At 59.7% G+C, this 16,353-nt stretch carries 17 protein-coding genes; 4 read left to right on the forward strand and 13 right to left on the reverse strand.

Annotated elements, in window-relative coordinates:
* Window positions 1-2: 2 nt before the first annotated feature.
* A complete protein-coding gene (locus HU762_RS07590; protein ID WP_186634937.1) occupies window positions 3-623 on the reverse strand; it encodes an energy transducer TonB in 621 nt (206 codons plus the stop codon).
* A gap of 94 nt (window positions 624-717) precedes the next feature.
* Between HU762_RS07590 and HU762_RS07595 the strand changes: the two genes are divergently transcribed.
* Window positions 718-1,497, forward strand: coding sequence for a class I SAM-dependent methyltransferase (locus HU762_RS07595; RefSeq protein WP_186635486.1), 780 nt, complete (start codon window positions 718-720; stop codon window positions 1,495-1,497).
* 13 nt (window positions 1,498-1,510) lie between these two features.
* Here HU762_RS07595 and HU762_RS07600 read toward each other — a convergent pair whose 3' ends face one another.
* Window positions 1,511-2,146 carry a TetR/AcrR family transcriptional regulator gene (locus HU762_RS07600; RefSeq protein WP_186634940.1) on the reverse strand — a complete coding sequence of 212 codons (636 nt, stop codon included), beginning with the start codon at window positions 2,144-2,146 and terminating at the stop codon, window positions 1,511-1,513.
* Window positions 2,147-2,240: 94 nt separating this feature from the next.
* Between HU762_RS07600 and HU762_RS07605 the strand changes: the two genes are divergently transcribed.
* The gene (locus HU762_RS07605; protein ID WP_186634943.1) at window positions 2,241-3,341 is read left to right on the forward strand and encodes an efflux RND transporter periplasmic adaptor subunit; all 1,101 of its coding nucleotides are present in this window, start codon (window positions 2,241-2,243) and stop codon (window positions 3,339-3,341) included.
* Between the two features lie 6 nt (window positions 3,342-3,347).
* Window positions 3,348-6,413: an efflux RND transporter permease subunit gene (locus tag HU762_RS07610; RefSeq protein WP_186634946.1), complete on the forward strand. Its 3,066-nt coding sequence runs from the start codon at window positions 3,348-3,350 to the stop codon at window positions 6,411-6,413.
* A 67-nt stretch (window positions 6,414-6,480) separates the two neighbouring features.
* On the opposite strand, the gene HU762_RS07615 is transcribed toward HU762_RS07610, so the two are convergent.
* From HU762_RS07615 to plsB, 8 genes are all read right to left on the reverse strand, one after another.
* Entirely contained in the window at window positions 6,481-7,170 is a 690-nt protein-coding gene (locus HU762_RS07615) for a DUF4197 domain-containing protein (protein ID WP_186634949.1), read from the reverse strand.
* Between the two features lie 31 nt (window positions 7,171-7,201).
* The gene (locus HU762_RS07620) at window positions 7,202-7,606 is read right to left on the reverse strand and encodes a YbaY family lipoprotein (RefSeq protein ID WP_186634952.1); all 405 of its coding nucleotides are present in this window, start codon (window positions 7,604-7,606) and stop codon (window positions 7,202-7,204) included.
* A gap of 92 nt (window positions 7,607-7,698) precedes the next feature.
* Entirely contained in the window at window positions 7,699-8,049 is a 351-nt protein-coding gene (locus tag HU762_RS07625; RefSeq protein ID WP_186634955.1) for a hypothetical protein, read from the reverse strand.
* A 192-nt stretch (window positions 8,050-8,241) separates the two neighbouring features.
* A complete protein-coding gene (locus HU762_RS07630) occupies window positions 8,242-8,577 on the reverse strand; it encodes a YbaY family lipoprotein (RefSeq protein ID WP_186634958.1) in 336 nt (111 codons plus the stop codon).
* A gap of 223 nt (window positions 8,578-8,800) precedes the next feature.
* Window positions 8,801-9,013: a hypothetical protein gene (locus HU762_RS07635; RefSeq protein ID WP_186634961.1), complete on the reverse strand. Its 213-nt coding sequence runs from the start codon at window positions 9,011-9,013 to the stop codon at window positions 8,801-8,803.
* A 184-nt stretch (window positions 9,014-9,197) separates the two neighbouring features.
* Window positions 9,198-9,710: a YbaY family lipoprotein gene (locus HU762_RS07640; protein ID WP_186634963.1), complete on the reverse strand. Its 513-nt coding sequence runs from the start codon at window positions 9,708-9,710 to the stop codon at window positions 9,198-9,200.
* 182 nt (window positions 9,711-9,892) lie between these two features.
* On the reverse strand, window positions 9,893-10,492 hold the full coding sequence (locus HU762_RS07645; protein ID WP_186634966.1) for a hypothetical protein: 600 nt from the start codon (window positions 10,490-10,492) through the stop codon (window positions 9,893-9,895).
* Between the two features lie 198 nt (window positions 10,493-10,690).
* Window positions 10,691-13,189 (reverse strand): glycerol-3-phosphate 1-O-acyltransferase PlsB, encoded by a 2,499-nt coding sequence (gene plsB / locus HU762_RS07650; protein WP_186634969.1) that lies wholly within the window; start codon window positions 13,187-13,189, stop codon window positions 10,691-10,693.
* A 237-nt stretch (window positions 13,190-13,426) separates the two neighbouring features.
* On the opposite strand from plsB, the gene HU762_RS07655 reads away from it, so the two are divergent.
* Entirely contained in the window at window positions 13,427-13,636 is a 210-nt protein-coding gene (locus HU762_RS07655; protein WP_186634972.1) for a cold-shock protein, read from the forward strand.
* 105 nt (window positions 13,637-13,741) lie between these two features.
* Here the strand turns inward: HU762_RS07655 and HU762_RS07660 are convergent, their stop codons facing one another.
* The 3 genes from HU762_RS07660 to dapE form a co-directional block, all read right to left on the reverse strand.
* Window positions 13,742-14,119, reverse strand: a complete 378-nt coding sequence (locus tag HU762_RS07660; protein ID WP_186634975.1) for a hypothetical protein — start codon at window positions 14,117-14,119, stop codon at window positions 13,742-13,744.
* Window positions 14,120-14,204: 85 nt separating this feature from the next.
* Complete coding sequence (locus HU762_RS07665) at window positions 14,205-15,014, reverse strand: putative RNA methyltransferase (protein WP_186634977.1); 810 nt, start codon at window positions 15,012-15,014, stop codon at window positions 14,205-14,207.
* Window positions 15,014-16,165 carry a succinyl-diaminopimelate desuccinylase gene (dapE, locus tag HU762_RS07670; RefSeq protein ID WP_186634980.1) on the reverse strand — a complete coding sequence of 384 codons (1,152 nt, stop codon included), beginning with the start codon at window positions 16,163-16,165 and terminating at the stop codon, window positions 15,014-15,016. Before dapE ends, HU762_RS07665 begins: the two co-directional genes overlap by 1 nt.
* Between the last annotated feature and the right edge of the window lie 188 nt (window positions 16,166-16,353).

Genomic DNA, 16,353 nt, shown 5'->3' on the forward strand with positions numbered 1-16,353 from the left:
AATCAGGCAGCGATACGCAGGTTCTGCAGCACGATCGGGCGTGCCCAGCGGGTATCGAAGTCGAGTTGTTTCTGTTGCGCCACCAATTCTTCTTCCGGGAACGGAGGGAATGGCTTGTCCAGCAGGTCGAGTTCGAACTCGGCGATTGGCAGGTGCAATGGACGCGGCTGCGGCGCCGGGCCGGGCTCCGGCAGCGGTTGGCCGGCGGTAAGGACGAGTGGGCGAACCCAGCTGCTTTCGAAGTTCTGTTGTTTTTGCTGGGCGACGATTTCTTCCGCTGGGAAGGGCGGGAAGGGCTTGTCGAGCAGGTCGAGTTCGAATTCGGCGATCGGCAGGAACAGCGGTTCAGGCGGCTTGACCTGGGTTTCGGTCACGTCGCAGGTGCGCTGGCTGATGATGTGCTCCAGCAGCTCGGCGCCAAGGGTCGGTTCAACCGCTTCATCGAGGGGCACTGGCTGGTAGCTGCCAGGCGCCGGTGCGTCATCACCCAGTTGATCGGCCAGGGCCCGGGCAAAAAAATCCTGCCACAGGTGACTGACGCCGCTCAGCGCTTGAGTGTTACGCAGGCTGTAATCGCCGTAAGGGGAGATAACGCCTATCGATGTGGATTGAATGTCTGACATTTTTCTCGGTCGACGCTCAGCTCTGGCAAAATGCCGTTCACCGTTGTTATCGGCCGTTTTTGCCGATCCTTAATTTTTTGAGCGTGTTTTCATGATCGAGCAATCCACAGCCTGCCGCATCCACGTCGAGGCCCTGGCCACTGCCTTCCAACCGCAGGCCGAGCAGTGGGCCGAGCGGCTCGGCCTGCCTTTGCAAATGGACGCTGGTGAGTTTGCCTTGCAGGTCGGCGAGCAGGGGCTGCAATTGCAGCAACTGGGGCCGGAGGCGCCAGGGCCGGTGCGTGTGGACTTCGTCGAGGGTGGCGCCGCCCATCGTCGTTTGTACGGCGGCGGCAGTGGCCAGATGATCGCCAAGGCGGTCGGTGTCGCCCAGGGTGTGCGTCCACGGGTGCTCGACGCCACGGCCGGATTGGGCAAGGACGCGTTCGTGCTGGCGAGCCTGGGTTGCGAAGTGAACCTGATCGAGCGCCAGCCGCTGATTGGGGCTTTGCTGGAGGATGGCTTGGCGCGGGGCGCGGAAGATTTCGATGTGGCGCCCATCGTGGCGCGGATGCGCTTGCTCAAGGGCAACTCCATCGAGGTGATGCGCAACTGGCAAGGCGAGCCGCCCCAGGTGATCTACCTGGACCCGATGTTTCCCCATCGAGAGAAAACCGCCCTGGTGAAGAAGGAAATGCGTCTGTTCCGGCCGCTGGTGGGCGATGACAACGACGCCCCTGCGTTGCTGGCCGCTGCATTGGCACTGGCGACCCACAGGGTGGTGGTCAAACGGCCACGCAAGGCGCCTTGTATCGAAGGACCGAAGCCGAGCCATGGGCTCGAAGGCAAGTCCAGTCGCTACGACATTTACCCGAAGAAGGCGCTCAAGGCTTGAGGCTTCCCGGTGGCTAAGGCCGATATGCCCGCATGAACAAGCCCACCACCTCCTGCACATGGGCCTCGGCCGCTTCAGCGTCCTGCGGCCCGTCGCAGCCGTACAGCAATCGGAAATTCGCGGCGCCCTTGATCAGGCAGAAAAAGTGCTCGGCGGCATTTCTGGGTTTGTCGATGCTCAAGGCGCCGCTCTGGTTGACCTTGACCAGCAGCCGTTCCATCCCTGACAGCATTCGTTGCGGCCCGGCCTCGTAGAAGATGCTCGAGAGTTTCGGATCCTGGCTGCCCAGCGCCAGCATCAACCGATGCAGGTTCACCGACTCGTCGCTGTTGATCAATTGATTGAAGCCACGCGCGATGTTCAGCAGCACGTGCTCAATCGGCACGCCATCAGCCCATTCGAAGAACAGCGGCGGCACCTGTTCCTCGCACTTGGCAATCACTGCGGAGGAAAACAGGGTTTCCTTGTCGTTGAAGTGGCTATACACCGTCAACTTCGACACGCCGGCCTCGGTCGCCACGGCGTCCATGCTGGTGCTGGCGTAACCCAGGCTCAGGAACAGGCGTTTCGCCGCGTCGAGAATGGCCTGGCGCTTGGCCAGATCCTTGGGACGACCGGGGCCGTTGGGGGGAGACGGATTGTTCGACATTATTCGCTTTTAATACTGGACTGGTGAGTTTGCTATTAATAACATACCCGCCAGTATAATTATTCCAAGCACCATTAGCGAAAGGTCATCCACCATGTTCCGCTATGTCCTGCCCCTCGCCGTGCCAATCAGCCTGGCTTTTTTATTGTCCGCGTGTGGCCAGGATGAGCCGGTGTCCGTCGCCATCCGCCCCGTCATGGTGGTCAAGCCAGAGCCTTCGAGCCAGGCCACGGACAGTTATCCCGGCGAAGTGCGTGCGCGGTTCGAGCCGGACCTGGCCTTTCGTATTGGTGGCAAGGTGAGCCGACGATCGGTCGAAGAGGGCCAGCGGGTCAAGGCCAACCAAGCCCTGGCGGAACTCGATCCCGAGGATGTGCGCCTGCAACTGGAAGCGAGCCGCGCCCAGGTCGCCGCCGCCGAGGCCAACCTGAGCCTGGTGAAAGCCGAGCGTGACCGCTACAAGACCTTGATGGAACGGCAGATGGTCAGCCGTTCCCAATACGATAATGCCGAGAACCTCTATCGCTCCGGTGCCGCGCGGCTCAAGCAGATCAAGGCGCAGTTCGACGTCGCCAGCAATCAGGCCAGTTATTCGGTGCTGCGTGCGCCCCAGGACGGCGTAGTGGCCCGCCGTTCCGTGGAAGTTGGGCAGGTGGTGTCCGCCGGACAAACGGTGTTCACGCTCGCTACCGACGGCGAGCGTGAGGTGCTGATCAGCCTGCCGGAGCAGGGTTTCGGCCGCTTCAGGATCGGCCAGCCGGTTTCGGTGGAGCTGTGGAGCCAGCCCGATCAACGCTTCAGCGGACGCATCCGCGAACTTTCCCCGGCGGCCGATCCGAAATCGCGCACCTTCGCTGCTCGCGTCGCCTTTACCGCGGGCAGCGTCCCGGCGGAACTAGGACAGAGCGCGCGGGTGTTTATCCAGACTGCGGAAAAGGCCCCGCTGTCAGTACCGCTTTCCGCCCTCACTGCCGAGAATGGCGCCACCTACGTCTGGGTGGTCAACCCTGACAACACGCTCAAGAAAGTCCCGGTCCGCGTCGGTGCCTTCGGCGAAGAGACCGTGCCGGTGCTCGAAGGCCTGAGCGCGAGTGACTGGGTGGTGGCCGCAGGCGTGCATGTGCTCCTCGACGGCCAGCAGGTCCGGCCGGTGGATCGCTCCAACCGCGTGGTCAACCTGGCGGCCAAGGAGTAATCCCCGATGGGCTTCAATCTTTCCGAATGGGCGTTGCGTAACCGCCAGATCGTACTGTTCCTGATGCTGTTGCTGGCAATCGTCGGCGCACTTTCCTACACCAAGCTCGGCCAGAGCGAAGACCCGCCATTTACCTTCAAGGCCATGGTCATTCGCACAGTATGGCCGGGGGCGACGGCCGAGGAAGTGTCGCGCCAAGTCACCGAGCGCATCGAAAAGAAGCTGATGGAAACCGGCGATTACGAAAAGATCGTCTCGTTCTCCCGCCCGGGCGAATCCCAAGTGACTTTCGCGGCGCGCGATTCCCTGCATTCGGCGCAGATTCCCGAGCTGTGGTACCAGTTGCGCAAGAAGATCGGCGATATCCGCCACACCCTGCCGCCGGATGTCCAGGGGCCGTTCTTCAACGATGAATTCGGGACCACCTTCGGCAATATCTACGCGCTGACCGGCGACGGCTTCGACTATGCCGTGCTCAAGGACTACGCCGATCGTATCCAGCTGCAGCTGCAACGAGTCAAGGACGTAGGCAAAGTCGAGCTGATCGGCTTGCAGGAAGAGAAGATCTGGATCGAATTGTCAAACGTGAAGCTGGCAACCCTCGGTCTGCCCTTGGCGGCGGTCCAGCAGGCCCTTGAAGAGCAAAACACGGTCTCCACCGCAGGTTTCTTCGAAACTGGCAGCGAGCGATTGCAGCTTCGGGTTTCGGGGAATTTTCAGACGGTGGAAGAAATCCGCAATTTCCCGATCCGGGTCGGCGATCGTACGTTCCGTATCAGCGACCTCGCCGATGTGCGCCGCGGTTTCAACGACCCGCCGGCGCCACGCATGCGCTTCATGGGCGAAGACGCCATTGGCCTGGCCGTGGCGATGAAGCAAGGAGGGGATATCCTGGTTCTGGGCAAGGCCCTTGAGGTCGACTTCGCCCGTCTCCAGAACACCCTGCCGGCCGGCATGCAATTGCGCAAGGTGTCGGACCAGCCTGCGGCGGTGAAGACCGGGGTCGGTGAGTTCGTCCAGGTGCTGGTGGAAGCACTGACGATTGTGTTGCTAGTGAGCTTCTTCTCCCTGGGGCTGCGCACCGGGATGGTAGTGGCCCTGGCGATTCCGCTGGTGCTGGCGATGACGTTCGCGGCGATGTATTACCTGGGGATCGGCCTGCACAAGATTTCCCTCGGCGCGCTGGTATTGGCCCTGGGGCTGCTGGTGGATGACGCGATCATTGCAGTGGAGATGATGGCGATCAAGATGGAGCAAGGTTTCGACCGGATCAAGGCGGCCAGCTATGCCTGGACCAGCACGGCGTTTCCAATGCTCACCGGTACGTTGATCACAGCGGCCGGCTTCCTGCCGATCGCCACCGCGCAGTCGGGCACCGGTGAATACACCCGTTCGATTTTCCAGGTCGTGACCCTGGCGTTGGTCGCCTCCTGGGTGGCTGCCGTGGTGTTCGTGCCGTACCTGGGGGAAAAATTCCTGCCGGACCTGGCGAAAATTCACGCGGCCAAACATGGCACGACTGACGGCCAGACCGACCCTTACGGCACGCCGTTCTATCAACGTGTCCGGCGGGTGGTCGAGTGGTGCGTGCGTCGGCGCAAAACCGTCATCCTGCTGACCGTGCTGTTGTTCGTCGGCTCGGTGGTGTTGTTCCGGTTCGTGCCGCAGCAGTTCTTTCCGGCATCGGGGCGGTTGGAGTTGATGGTCGACTTGAAGCTGCAGGAAGGCGCCTCCCTGAGCAATACCGCCGAGCAGGTCAAGCGCCTGGAAGCGCTGCTCAAGGACCATGCCGGCATCGACAATTACGTGGCTTATGTCGGCACCGGTTCACCGCGTTTCTACCTGCCGCTGGATCAACAGCTGCCGGCCTCCAGCTTCGCCCAGTTCGTGGTGCTGGCCAAGACCATTGAAGACCGCGAACCGCTGCGCAGTTGGTTGATCTCGACTCTGAACGAGCAATTCCCGACCCTGCGCTCGCGGGTAACGCGCCTGGAAAACGGCCCTCCCGTCGGTTATCCCGTGCAATTTCGCGTCACGGGCGAACACATCGAAGAAGTGCGGGCCCTGGCACGGAAAGTGGCGACAAAAGTTCGCGAAAACCCCTACGTGGTCAACGTGCATCTGGACTGGGAAGAGCCGAGCAAGGTGGTGTACCTGAACGTCGACCAAGACCGCGCCCGGGCCCTGGGTGTCAGTACGGCCCACTTGGCGAGTTTCCTGCGCAGTTCCCTCACCGGCTCCAGCGTCAGCCAGTACCGGGAAGACAACGAACTGATCGAGATCCTGCTGCGCGGTACAGTGCATGAGCGCACGGAGCTGTCGTTGCTGCCGAGCCTGGCAGTGCCGACCGACAACGGCAAAAGCGTTGCCCTGTCGCAGGTCGCGACATTGGAATACGGCTTTGAAGAGGGTGTGATCTGGCACCGCAACCGCTTGCCCAGTGTGACCGTACGGGCTGACATCTATGGCAAGGAACAACCGGCGACCCTGGTGCAGCAGATTTTCCCAACCCTGGAGCCGATTCGCGCGCAACTGCCGGACGGTTATTTGCTTGAAGTGGGCGGCACCGTAGAGGACTCGACTCGTGGCCAGAAGTCGGTTAACGCCGGTGTGCCGCTGTTCATCGTGGTGGTGCTGACCTTGCTGATGCTACAACTGCGCAGCTTTTCACGCACGGCCATGGTGTTTCTCACCGCTCCGTTGGGGCTGATTGGCGTCACGCTGTTCCTGCTGGTGTTCCGCCAGCCGTTCGGTTTCGTGGCCATGCTGGGGACCATCGCGCTGTCTGGCATGATCATGCGCAACTCGGTGATCCTGGTGGACCAGATCGAACAGGACATCAAGGCCGGGCTGGCGCCCTGGCAGGCAATCATCGAAGCGACCGTGCGACGTTTCCGCCCGATTGTGCTCACCGCGCTGGCGGCGGTGTTGGCGATGATCCCATTGTCGCGCAGCCTGTTCTTCGGGCCGATGGCGGTCGCAATCATGGGTGGCTTGATCGTGGCGACAGCGTTGACACTGCTGTTCCTACCGGCGTTGTATGCAGCGTGGTTCAGGGTCAAGAAAACCTGATCAACAGGGGCACACCGAACCTGTGGTGATGATCATTCCCACGCGGAGCGTGGGAACGATCCTTGACTCAGAGCGTACCGAAAACCTTCTTCGCCAAACTGGTCGCGGCAGCCGCCGGGTTCTGGCGGATGGTGGCTTCCTGCTTGCCGATCATTTCGAACAAACCGTCCAGCGCTTGCTCAGTCACGTAGTTTTCCACGTTGGCGCTTTTGGCATCCAGCACCCCGAGCGTTGCAGCCTGACCGGCAAAGGCGTTGTATTTTTGAGCCAGGCCGACCTTGTCCGTAGCTTGCTTGACGATGGGCAGGAACTTGGCGCGGATCTGCTCACGGCTGCTTTTGTTCAGGTATTGGGTGGCCGAATCGTTCCCACCGCTCAAGATACCCTTGGCATCGGTCACGCTCATGTTCTTTACCGCGTCGACCAGGATCGGCTGGGCCTGTACCACGGCGGCTTCGGCAGCCTGGTTCATGCTGGTTTCCAGTTGATCGACCTGGTCGCCCATGCCGAAGGCCTTCATCTTGCTGGCGACTTTACCGAGCTTGCCGGGCAATTCGATCTTCACGTCCGGGTTGTTGCTGAACCCACCCGGAGTGCCCAATTGTTTGACGGCGATCTGGGCGCCTTGGGTCAGTGCATCCTTGAGACCGCCCGTGGCGTCTTTCTGGGAGAGATCGCTCAGGGACAGGGCCATGACGTTGGCGCAGATCAACAGGCCGGCGCATAGACTGGTGAAGCGAAGGGGAGAGCGGAGCATGACAGCTTCCTTGAACAGATTTGGAAAAAAATCAGCGTGCGGCGTTGACGCGGATCTTCAACGGCTGCGGATCTTTGCCATCGAGCTGCACGGCGTTCTGTTCAGTGGTGATGAACATCAATTGGCCGTCAACCTCGATGCGGGCGCTCACGGCATAACGATGACCGGGCTTGACCTGGGCGGGATCATAACTGAGCTTGAAAGGTAATGGGACCTGCCCTTTGACCGGGCCGCGCTGTTCATCGATCACCACCGCAGGAGCATCGGCCAGGGAAATGTCCTGCAGGCTAACGGTCAAGGTAGCGGTAGGCGGCAAGGCGATGCGTTGCAAATAGAATACTTCGCCATCAAGGGATTCGAGGGAGGCGGTGGGTGGTGCTGCCGATTGGCAGGCAGTCAGTAAAGCCATGGAGGCAAGCAGGGCAAATTTTTTCATGGTGGATACCATTCTCCTTGGCGCCAGCAACATGCCGGCGTCAAGGAGAATCTGGAGGATTTTGAGTTATTAATCCACCCGAACGTCGCGGTTTAGGAGCCGAACGCGAATGGCTCGGTGTCTTCCTCAGTCGATACTGGCGCAAGGATCAAGTTGAAGTCGACTTCCTGATCGCCGCCGTTCCAGGTAAACGTATGTGGGGTATCAAGAAACAGAGGGCGGGGGCCTGTGATCTGCGCGCCCACCGAAAACTCTTCCCCTTCGCTGACAACGTCGCTGTCAACGGTAAAGCTTACGATCCAAGGCATCTTGGTCGGTATTTGGTTGGAGCCGCTGCCACCAGAGGTGTGCGGCGTGGTGAAGTTGATGTGGGTGCCGCCACTTTCAGGAAGTTGAAAGCCGTCTGGCGAGTGCAGGGTTACTTTGATGGTGTATAGGCTCATGTTGAATTCCTTTTCTATGCGTCGAATTGACGGGGCCATGTTGAGGCCCTGTCATTAAATATTCTGTAGGGCTTTTCCCTGCTGGGTATCAACTTTGTCGCCGCGCAACGTCGGAGCGAACTTCGAGGCGTTACTGGATCGATCGTGGTGTCTGTCAAGCCAAAACAAGCAGTACTGCTTGTTAGTAGGACTTTAAACTGAAGCCACCAGTACCTCGATCGGCTTCAGGTAATTGGCGCGCGGGTCGACGGGGTGGGAGGTTTTATTGATGAACCGTAACTCACCCGCGGTTTCGATACGCACCCTGATCGCATAAGTACGGCCTTCGATAATAGCCGATACGGGCATGTGCAGTTCGAAGTCCAGGCCGGCGGTCTCGGCATTTTCAACGATGCAAGTGGCAATGATTTCAGCCGGTGCGTCGGCGAAACTGATGTCTTCCAGGAAAGCATGCAGGGTCGAGTCGGGAGCCAGACTGATTTTTTCCAGATAATGGGCAATGCCGGAAATGATGTAGAGGTTATTCATAATAATGTCCTTATATTGAAATGGGCGCCGTCAATGGCGTGAATTGGAATATAAGGGTTTTCGTGAGGAGGAAAAGTAGGAAAAATCTTTAATTGATGCTTGGCATGAACGGGTTGTGTCAGTGAATGTTTTAGCGCTTCGGCTATTTTAATGATGGGTTATTCATGTTTCATGAAAAGAATGCGGTTTAATGCCGCCGCTGTGGCGGCATTAAACCGATTCTTTATGCTTGAGCGTCAGTATCGCGTTCCGCCGCGTCTTCACCCCGATGCAGCGCCACCTGCCGAATCGACAAGCGAATCTCCGCCGGCAGTACCCGCTTGGCCGCGCCTTCGGCCAGTTCGCCGTCGAGGTTCGTGGCGGATGGGGCAGAAGGCGAAAGCGATTCGCAAGCCGCCAATAAGGCACTGGATACAAGCAGAGCGAACTTTTTCATTGGAAGGCACCTGCATCGTTGATGCTAGCAATAAACTGGCATCAACGAGCATCAAGCGGATTTATACCCAAGCATCCACACATCACTTCATGTCGCGACTTTAGAGTTCAGCGCGGGCGCCTGGACAGTCAACGGATGATGCTGGCGCCAGGTTTAGACGAATGTCAACCTGTCGATGATCGCCTTAGGCGCCGGCCACGTTGGAACCTTGGCCGCCGTTGCTGTTGGAACCCTGTCCACCGGTGACATTGGAACCTTGGCCGCCGTTGCTGTTGGAACCCTGTCCACCGGTGACATTGGAACCTTGGCCGCCGTTGCTGTTGGAACCCTGTCCACCGCTGACATTGGAGCCTTGGCCGCCGTTGTTAGCGATGTGCAGCAGCACTTCGATTGGGCGCAGATAGTTGGCGCCAGGCTCGACGTGATGGCTTTCCGTGGTGGTGAACATCAGTTCGCCATTAGCTTCAATGCGTGCTTGTATGGCGTAACTATGTCCCTCAATGACTGCCGACGCCGGCACCAGAAGTTCGAAGCCCAGCCCTGCGCTTTCTGCATGCTCAATGACGCAACTGGCGATTGGCTTGGAGGGTAAATCGGCCACACTGATATCCTCTAAGGAAGCGTACAGTGTCGAATTCGAGGGTAAGGCGATTTTTTCGAAATAGTAAGCGATGCAGGGAACAGTGTAAGTGGTCATGTTTATAAATCCATTATTAAATTAGCGCCGTCATTGGCGTGCCGTTGAAGGTACGGGTTTATTGAGGAAATATCTGTAGGATGTTTCTGATTTAATGGTATGGTGTATGGTTTTTAGATTTATCCAAAGGGTGTGCACTGTTCCGCAAGCGTAACTCTTTAGTTTGTCTGGCATCGTCGCTGTCATTCTGGCAGCAGCTGGACAAGTCCGGGGGAAACGCTAAGAGTGTGGTTGTACTTGTTGTCGGTACTGGTCAATGAATAATATTTGCCTGGGAGGATTTTGTCCGGATCATATTTCAGGTAGAACGACGTGGCACGGTGTTCGTCCTGGGTGACACGCACCAACTCAGCCTCCGGTTGGCCGGCTTCATGCAAGCAAACCGTGACGGCTTCTTCCGCCGGTATATCACGAGGTTGCTGAACACTTACATATAGGTGCCCAAGAGGGCTCAAATGTAAGGTTTCACGATGAGGTGTATTGTTGACGATCACGGAGTAGTGTTGTCGCAGAAGCAATGGTCTGTTGTCGTGGAACAGCTGTATATGAACCCGATATTGAATACCGATATTCGCGTACGGGTGGGCGAACCAGAAAGTCCACTCACCTTCGACTATCGAGGCATAGCGCCAGCTTCCAATCTCAATCGGTTGTAATGGGTTATTGATCATTTGAATGTCGATAACCGTTTCCTGAGCGCCGCCGACAGGTGCGTGGAAGTCAGGGGGCAAACTGAAGGTGAGGCCGACCCGTGTATTCGATTCGTTCTTCAATAGGTTCATTTCGATATCCTTGTCGTCGTGTTTGAGTAAACTTATTAAGGCATGGGTCAACTAATTGGAAAAGTTTGCTGGTCAAAAATTAGTTGTCGATAAGTTACACGCTTCAGGGTCGACTTTTTTAAGAGCTGCGCCGGGAGATCCGGGAAATACCGCCCACCGGAACCGTTCCCTGGTTCACGGTGAGTGGATGGCCCAAGGTCAAATGTCGGGACTGACGGCGATCTCCATAGCATCTTCACTTCGGTGCAGCGCCACCTGGCGGATCGACAGGCGAATCTCTGCTGGCAGCACCCGCTTGGCCGCGCCTTCGGCCAGTTCGCCGAGCAGTTCGTGGTAGCCGAGTTTACCGGCCTCGTCGCGGCGCAACACGTCGAGGTCGAGCATCGTCTGGATGAAATGGCGGAACAGGCTCTTGTCGAAGAATTCCGGCGCATTCAGGCCATGCAGGATCGATAGGCGCTGGGCCATGACCGTGCAAAGATCTTCCAACTCTTCGGCGCTGATGCTGTTCTGGCCACTGTTGAGCAGCAGCGAGACGGTCATGTAGAAGCGCTGCAGGGTCTGGGCGATGCTTTTTGACAGCAGGGTCAGCAGCACGAAATGCCGCGAGCTCGGCGCCGGTCGCAGGTACAGGTCTTTTTCGAAACGCAGCAGGCCTTGTTCGACGAAGGCTTCGAGCCATTGATCGACCACGGCGTCCAGCTCTTCCAGCGACCAGCGGATGAACAACTCCGATTGCAAGTAGGGGTACAAGGCTCGGGTGTAGCGCAGGAGCTGCTCGCGATTCATGCGCGAGCTGCTCTGGAAGAAACTCGCCAGCAATGCCGGCAAGGCAAAGATGTGCAAGACATTATTGCGGTAGTAGGTCATCAGGACCGCATTCTGCTCATCCAGATACAGAATCTTGCCCAAGGCATCGCTCTGTTCCGACAGCAGGTCCATGCCCTTGACATGATCGATCAGCGCTCGGCCGTCACCTTCGGGCAGGGTGGTATGAGGCGAATATGGCACTTTGCGCAGCAACGCCAGGTACAAGTCGAGCACGCGGGCCAAGGCCTGGTCGTCCAGGGCCAGGCGGCTGGTGGACAGTAACGCCAGGGCAACCAGGTTGACCGGGTTGATAGCGGCAGCCTCGTTCAAGTGCCGGGCCACGCGTTCGCCGAGGCGGTGGGTGGTCGCGTTGAGCCAGGCCGGCTTGAACTGCGGGCCCAGCTCCTGCTGGCGCCAATCCGGCTGCTCGCTGTCGAGGAACTCCGCCAGTTTGATCGGCTCGCCGAAATTCACTGCGACTTGGCCAAAGCGTTGCTTGAGGGCGCCGATGACTTTGAAGATGTCAAAGATCGACTCCTTCTTCTTGCTCGCCCCGCGCAATTCGCCGAGGTAGGTCCGGCCTTCCAGTACCCGCTCATAACCGATGTAAACCGGCACGAACACGATCGGCATGCGTGACGATCGCAAGAAGCTGCGCAGGGTAATGGCGAGCATGCCGGTCTTGGGTTGCAGCATGCGTCCGGTGCGCGAGCGCCCGCCCTCGACGAAATACTCCACCGGGAAACCCTTGGTGAACAACGTGTGCAGGTATTCATTGAACACGGCGGTGTAGAGCGGGTTGCCCTTGAAGGTACGGCGCATGAAGAACGCCCCGCCACGGCGCAGCAGACCGCCAATCACCGGCATGTTGAGGTTTATGCCGGCGGCGATGTGCGGTGGGGTCAGGCCGTTGCGAAACAGCAGGTACGACAGCAGCAAGTAATCGATATGGCTGCGGTGGCACGGCACGTAGATGACTTCGTGGCCCTGGGCGACGTTCTGCACGCCCTCGATGTGGTTGACCTTGATGCCGTCGTAGATCTTGTTCCAGAACCAGCTCAGCACCACTTCAAGGAACCGGATCGCGGTGTAGGTGTAGTCCGAGGCGATCTCGTTGCCGTAGCGCAGGGCCTGGGCCTTGGCCTTTTCTGCGGGAATCTTTTCTCGCTCGGCCTCGTCGAGAATGGCCTGCTTGACCAGCGGCTGGTTCAGCAGTCCCTTGACCAGGTTGCGCCGGTGGGAGATGTCCGGGCCGATGACCGCTGCTTTCAAGTTGCGAAAGTGCACCCGCAGGATTCGCTGGGCCATGCGCACGGTGCGCTCGTGGCCCTTGTCGTGTTCGATCAGCTCGCGCAAATGGATCGGCGCAGAGAACTGCACGCGGGTCTTGCGCCCAAGGATCATGATGCTCAACAGGCGGCGCAGGCGTCCGGTGACGGCCCAACTGTCGGCGAACAAGAGTTTCCACGGGCTCGATTCGCTGTCGGGCGACTGCCCCCAGAACACGCTGACCGGGATGATCTGCGCGTCTTCGGCGGCGTTGTGGGTCAGCACATCGACCAGCCGCGTCAGGGTGGGGGGCGCGCCGCGTTTGTCCTGGCGCCCAAGCCAGTCCGGCGCCGGTGTGAGGTAAAAGAATGCCGCTGGTTCCAACAGGTCGCCCACCGATACGGGCAGGACGGGGCGCGGCAGGCCGGCCTTGGTGCACTCGGTGTCGAGCACCGCCAGGTCGGTGAGCGACGGGTCTTGCAGAACGTAAAATACCGGACGGCTGCGGTCGAGGTTGAGGGTGAAGGACGACTGGTTGATCGTCTCGGAGCGAACCCAGAGGTACAACAGTCGGCGCAAGGTGCCAAACACAAGACGGCGGAACGGGGAACGGGTCATACGGCTTCTGCATGAGTGGATAAGAACAAGCGGCGCTAGTGTGCCGGATTCACCGAAAATCGGCAAAAAAGCGCCGAAGTAAAGTCAGTTGAGAGTTTTTCCGGGTGTCATATACTCGGCCGTTACTGCCCTGGCCTCCTTCATGGACGGCCGGACGGTGACTGAAGTTCGTACGGCTTTGCCTTTTGCAGCTGGGCAGGAAAAGCCGACCTAACAATAAGAAATGGAGTGAGCATCATGGCAGCACGGGAAACCGGCAATGTGAAGTGGTTCAACGACGCCAAAGGCTATGGCTTCATCCAGCGTGAAGACGGTGCGGATGTGTTCGTGCATTACCGCGCGATCCGGGGCGACGGCCACCGTTCGCTGACTGAAGGCCAGCAGGTCGAATACGCAGTGGTGGTAGGGCAGAAGGGCTTGCAGGCTGAGGATGTGGTGGGGTTGTAACTCACCTCGGTAGCCATGAAAAATCCCCTGCGGAGCGAAGATACTCGCTCCGCAGGGGATTTTTTGATGCGGCATCGATAGGTGGGCATATGCCCACCGGGGCGATCAGGCTGTCTTCCAGGTGATCTCTTCTTCACCATCGGCACTGATCCGGATCCAGCGATCCGCCGATTCCTCGCCTTCCTCTTCCACCCACGATCCCGGCGCGCAGCGCACTTCCACGTTCAGCGCGGCGAAAGCGGCGCGGGCGCAGGCGATGTCGTCTTCCCACGGGGTCTGGTCGCTTTCCAAGTACAGGCTGTTCCATTTGCCCACAGCCTTGGGCAGCCAGGTCACCGGGACGTTGCCGGCCCTGCATTTGTAGGTCTGGCCTTTCTGTACCCAGTCGCTGCACGGGCCAAGGGCCTGGCCGAGCCAGCCGGCGATGGCCTTGTGGTCGACGTCGGCGTCTTTGAGGTAAATCTCGATATCGGGTTGGCGCATGGATGTCCTCGCTGCGGTCTTGAAAAATCCATTCGCGGATTTAACTGGCCCCCGGACGGTTTGCCCGAGGTCCGGAATAAAAAGGTTATTGAAGAACGAAATAATCGTAGCGCATCGACACCGTGACCTCGAACGGATCGGCCTGCTCGATCACGCTGGCGCGGCGTTCGGCACTGGCGCGCCAGCCGTGGGGCGTCATCGCCAGCAGGTTGGCGCGGTCCTGGCCACTGTCGAGCGTCAGCTTGAATTCGAGGGTTTCGCTGTGATTGAGCACCATGCCCGTCGGCACCAGGGCCAGGTGCTTGTCATCGGTGTATTCGCGCACTTCGTCGTAGAGGCGCTCGCGCAATTCCATCAGGTGGCCGGCGGTGGGGCCGACTTTCATCAGGCCGCCGCCGGGGCTGAGCAAGCGTTTGGCTTCTTGCCAGTCCAATGGGCTGAAGACGCTGGCGAGGAACTGGCAGCAGCCGTCCGCCAGCGGCACCCGGGCCATGCTGGCGATCAACCAGGTCAGTTGCGGGTTGCGCTTGCAGGCCCGTTTGACGGCTTCGCGAGAGATGTCCAGGGCATAGCCATCGGCGTTGGGCAGGGCGTCGGCGATCTGCGCGGTGTAGTAGCCTTCACCGCAACCGATGTCGAGCCAGCGTCCGGGCGCGCGTTCGGCTGCCAGCTCGGCCAGGCGCCGGGCGACCGGGGCGTAGTGCCCGGCGTTGAGGAAGTCGCGGCGTGCTTCGACCATGGCCAGGTTGTCGCCGGGGTCGCGGCTGTTCTTGTGCTGCACCGGCAGCAGGTTCAGGTAACCCTGGCGCGCACGGTCAAACCGATGCCCGGCCGGGCACACCACGCCGTTGTCCACGGCGTTCAGCGGTTCGCTGCAGATCGGGCAGGCGAGCATCAGGCGAGCAACTTGATCAGCGTCTTGTAGTAGATCTCGGTCAACACGTCGAGATCGGCCGCCAATACGCGTTCGTTGACCTGGTGGATGGTCGCGTTGACCGGCCCCAGTTCTACCACTTGCGTGCCCATGGTGGCGATGAAGCGACCGTCGGACGTGCCGCCACTGGTGGACGCCTGGGTCTCGCGACCGGTGACGTCCTTGATGCTCGACGACACCGCATCGAGCAGCGCACCCGGTTCGGTGAGGAACGGCAGGCCGGACAAGGCCCAGTCGATGTGCCAGTCCAGTTGATGCTTGTCGAGGATATCGGCGACGCGCTGTTGCAGGCCTTCAACGGTGGATTCGGTGGAGAAGCGGAAATTGAAGACTGCCTCCAGGTCACCCGGGATCACGTTGGTCGCGCCGGTGCCGGAGTTGAGGTTGGAGATCTGGAAACTGGTCGGCGGGAAGAAGTCGTTGCCATGGTCCCAGTGCTCGGCGGCTAATTCGGCCAAGGCGGGTGCGGCCAGGTGGATCGGGTTTTTCGCCAAGTGCGGGTAGGCCACGTGGCCTTGCTTGCCGCGCACGCTCAGCTTCGCGCCGAGGGAACCGCGCCGGCCGTTCTTGACCACATCGCCCACCAAGGTGGTGCTTGACGGCTCGCCGACGATGCACCAGTCCAGTCGTTCCTGACGGGCCTTGAGGCGCTCGACCACGGCTTTGGTGCCATGGTGGGCCGGGCCTTCTTCATCGCTGGTGATCAGGAAAGTCACCGTACCCTTGTGGTCCGGGTAGTCGGCGACGAACCGTTCGGCCGCCACGACCATCGCGGCCAGGCTGCCTTTCATGTCCGCCGCGCCGCGGCCGCAGAGCATGCCTTGTTCGTCGATGACGGCATCGAACGGGTCGAGCTGCCATGCCTGTACCGGACCGGTCGGCACCACGTCGGTATGCCCGGCGAAGCACAGCACCGGACCGTCATGCTTGCCATGGCTGGCCCAGAAGTTATCCACATCCTCGATGCGCATCGGCTCGAGCTTGAAACCCGCGTCGCCCAGGCGCTGCATCATGATTTTCTGGCAATCGGCATCCACCGGCGTCACGGACGGACGGCGGATCAGGTCGCAGGCAAGTTGCAGGGTCGGCGAGAGGTCGGCGTGGGCCGTCATGAAAGCTCCGGGATATAGTGTGAACGCAAGGCTTGTATGAGCGCGGGCTGGCTCGCGCGAAATGGCGGTTATCTTATAGCAAAACGATAACGGTGGGCTCAGGTGCCGGTCGGTTTGGCCACAAAAACCATGGAGGTTTTGCTCAAATTGCTCAGGCAAAGCCCTATAATGCGCGCCGGTTTTTGGGG

The sequence above is a fragment of the Pseudomonas sp. SWRI92 genome, from assembly GCF_014268685.1.
Taxonomy (GTDB): domain Bacteria; phylum Pseudomonadota; class Gammaproteobacteria; order Pseudomonadales; family Pseudomonadaceae; genus Aquipseudomonas; species Aquipseudomonas marvdashtae.

Coding starts and splice junctions, on each gene's coding strand:
- HU762_RS07590 (WP_186634937.1), bottom strand. CDS start 623: ATGTCAGACATTCAATCCACATCGATAGGCGTTATCTCCCCTTACGGC.
- HU762_RS07600 (WP_186634940.1), bottom strand. CDS start 2,146: ATGTCGAACAATCCGTCTCCCCCCAACGGCCCCGGTCGTCCCAAGGAT.
- HU762_RS07605 (WP_186634943.1), top strand. CDS start 2,241: ATGTTCCGCTATGTCCTGCCCCTCGCCGTGCCAATCAGCCTGGCTTTT.
- HU762_RS07610 (WP_186634946.1), top strand. CDS start 3,348: ATGGGCTTCAATCTTTCCGAATGGGCGTTGCGTAACCGCCAGATCGTA.
- HU762_RS07615 (WP_186634949.1), bottom strand. CDS start 7,170: ATGCTCCGCTCTCCCCTTCGCTTCACCAGTCTATGCGCCGGCCTGTTG.
- HU762_RS07620 (WP_186634952.1), bottom strand. CDS start 7,606: ATGAAAAAATTTGCCCTGCTTGCCTCCATGGCTTTACTGACTGCCTGC.
- HU762_RS07625 (WP_186634955.1), bottom strand. CDS start 8,049: ATGAGCCTATACACCATCAAAGTAACCCTGCACTCGCCAGACGGCTTT.
- HU762_RS07630 (WP_186634958.1), bottom strand. CDS start 8,577: ATGAATAACCTCTACATCATTTCCGGCATTGCCCATTATCTGGAAAAA.
- HU762_RS07635 (WP_186634961.1), bottom strand. CDS start 9,013: ATGAAAAAGTTCGCTCTGCTTGTATCCAGTGCCTTATTGGCGGCTTGC.
- HU762_RS07640 (WP_186634963.1), bottom strand. CDS start 9,710: ATGACCACTTACACTGTTCCCTGCATCGCTTACTATTTCGAAAAAATC.
- HU762_RS07645 (WP_186634966.1), bottom strand. CDS start 10,492: ATGAACCTATTGAAGAACGAATCGAATACACGGGTCGGCCTCACCTTC.
- plsB (WP_186634969.1), bottom strand. CDS start 13,189: ATGACCCGTTCCCCGTTCCGCCGTCTTGTGTTTGGCACCTTGCGCCGA.
- HU762_RS07655 (WP_186634972.1), top strand. CDS start 13,427: ATGGCAGCACGGGAAACCGGCAATGTGAAGTGGTTCAACGACGCCAAA.
- HU762_RS07660 (WP_186634975.1), bottom strand. CDS start 14,119: ATGCGCCAACCCGATATCGAGATTTACCTCAAAGACGCCGACGTCGAC.
- HU762_RS07665 (WP_186634977.1), bottom strand. CDS start 15,014: ATGCTCGCCTGCCCGATCTGCAGCGAACCGCTGAACGCCGTGGACAAC.
- dapE (WP_186634980.1), bottom strand. CDS start 16,165: ATGACGGCCCACGCCGACCTCTCGCCGACCCTGCAACTTGCCTGCGAC.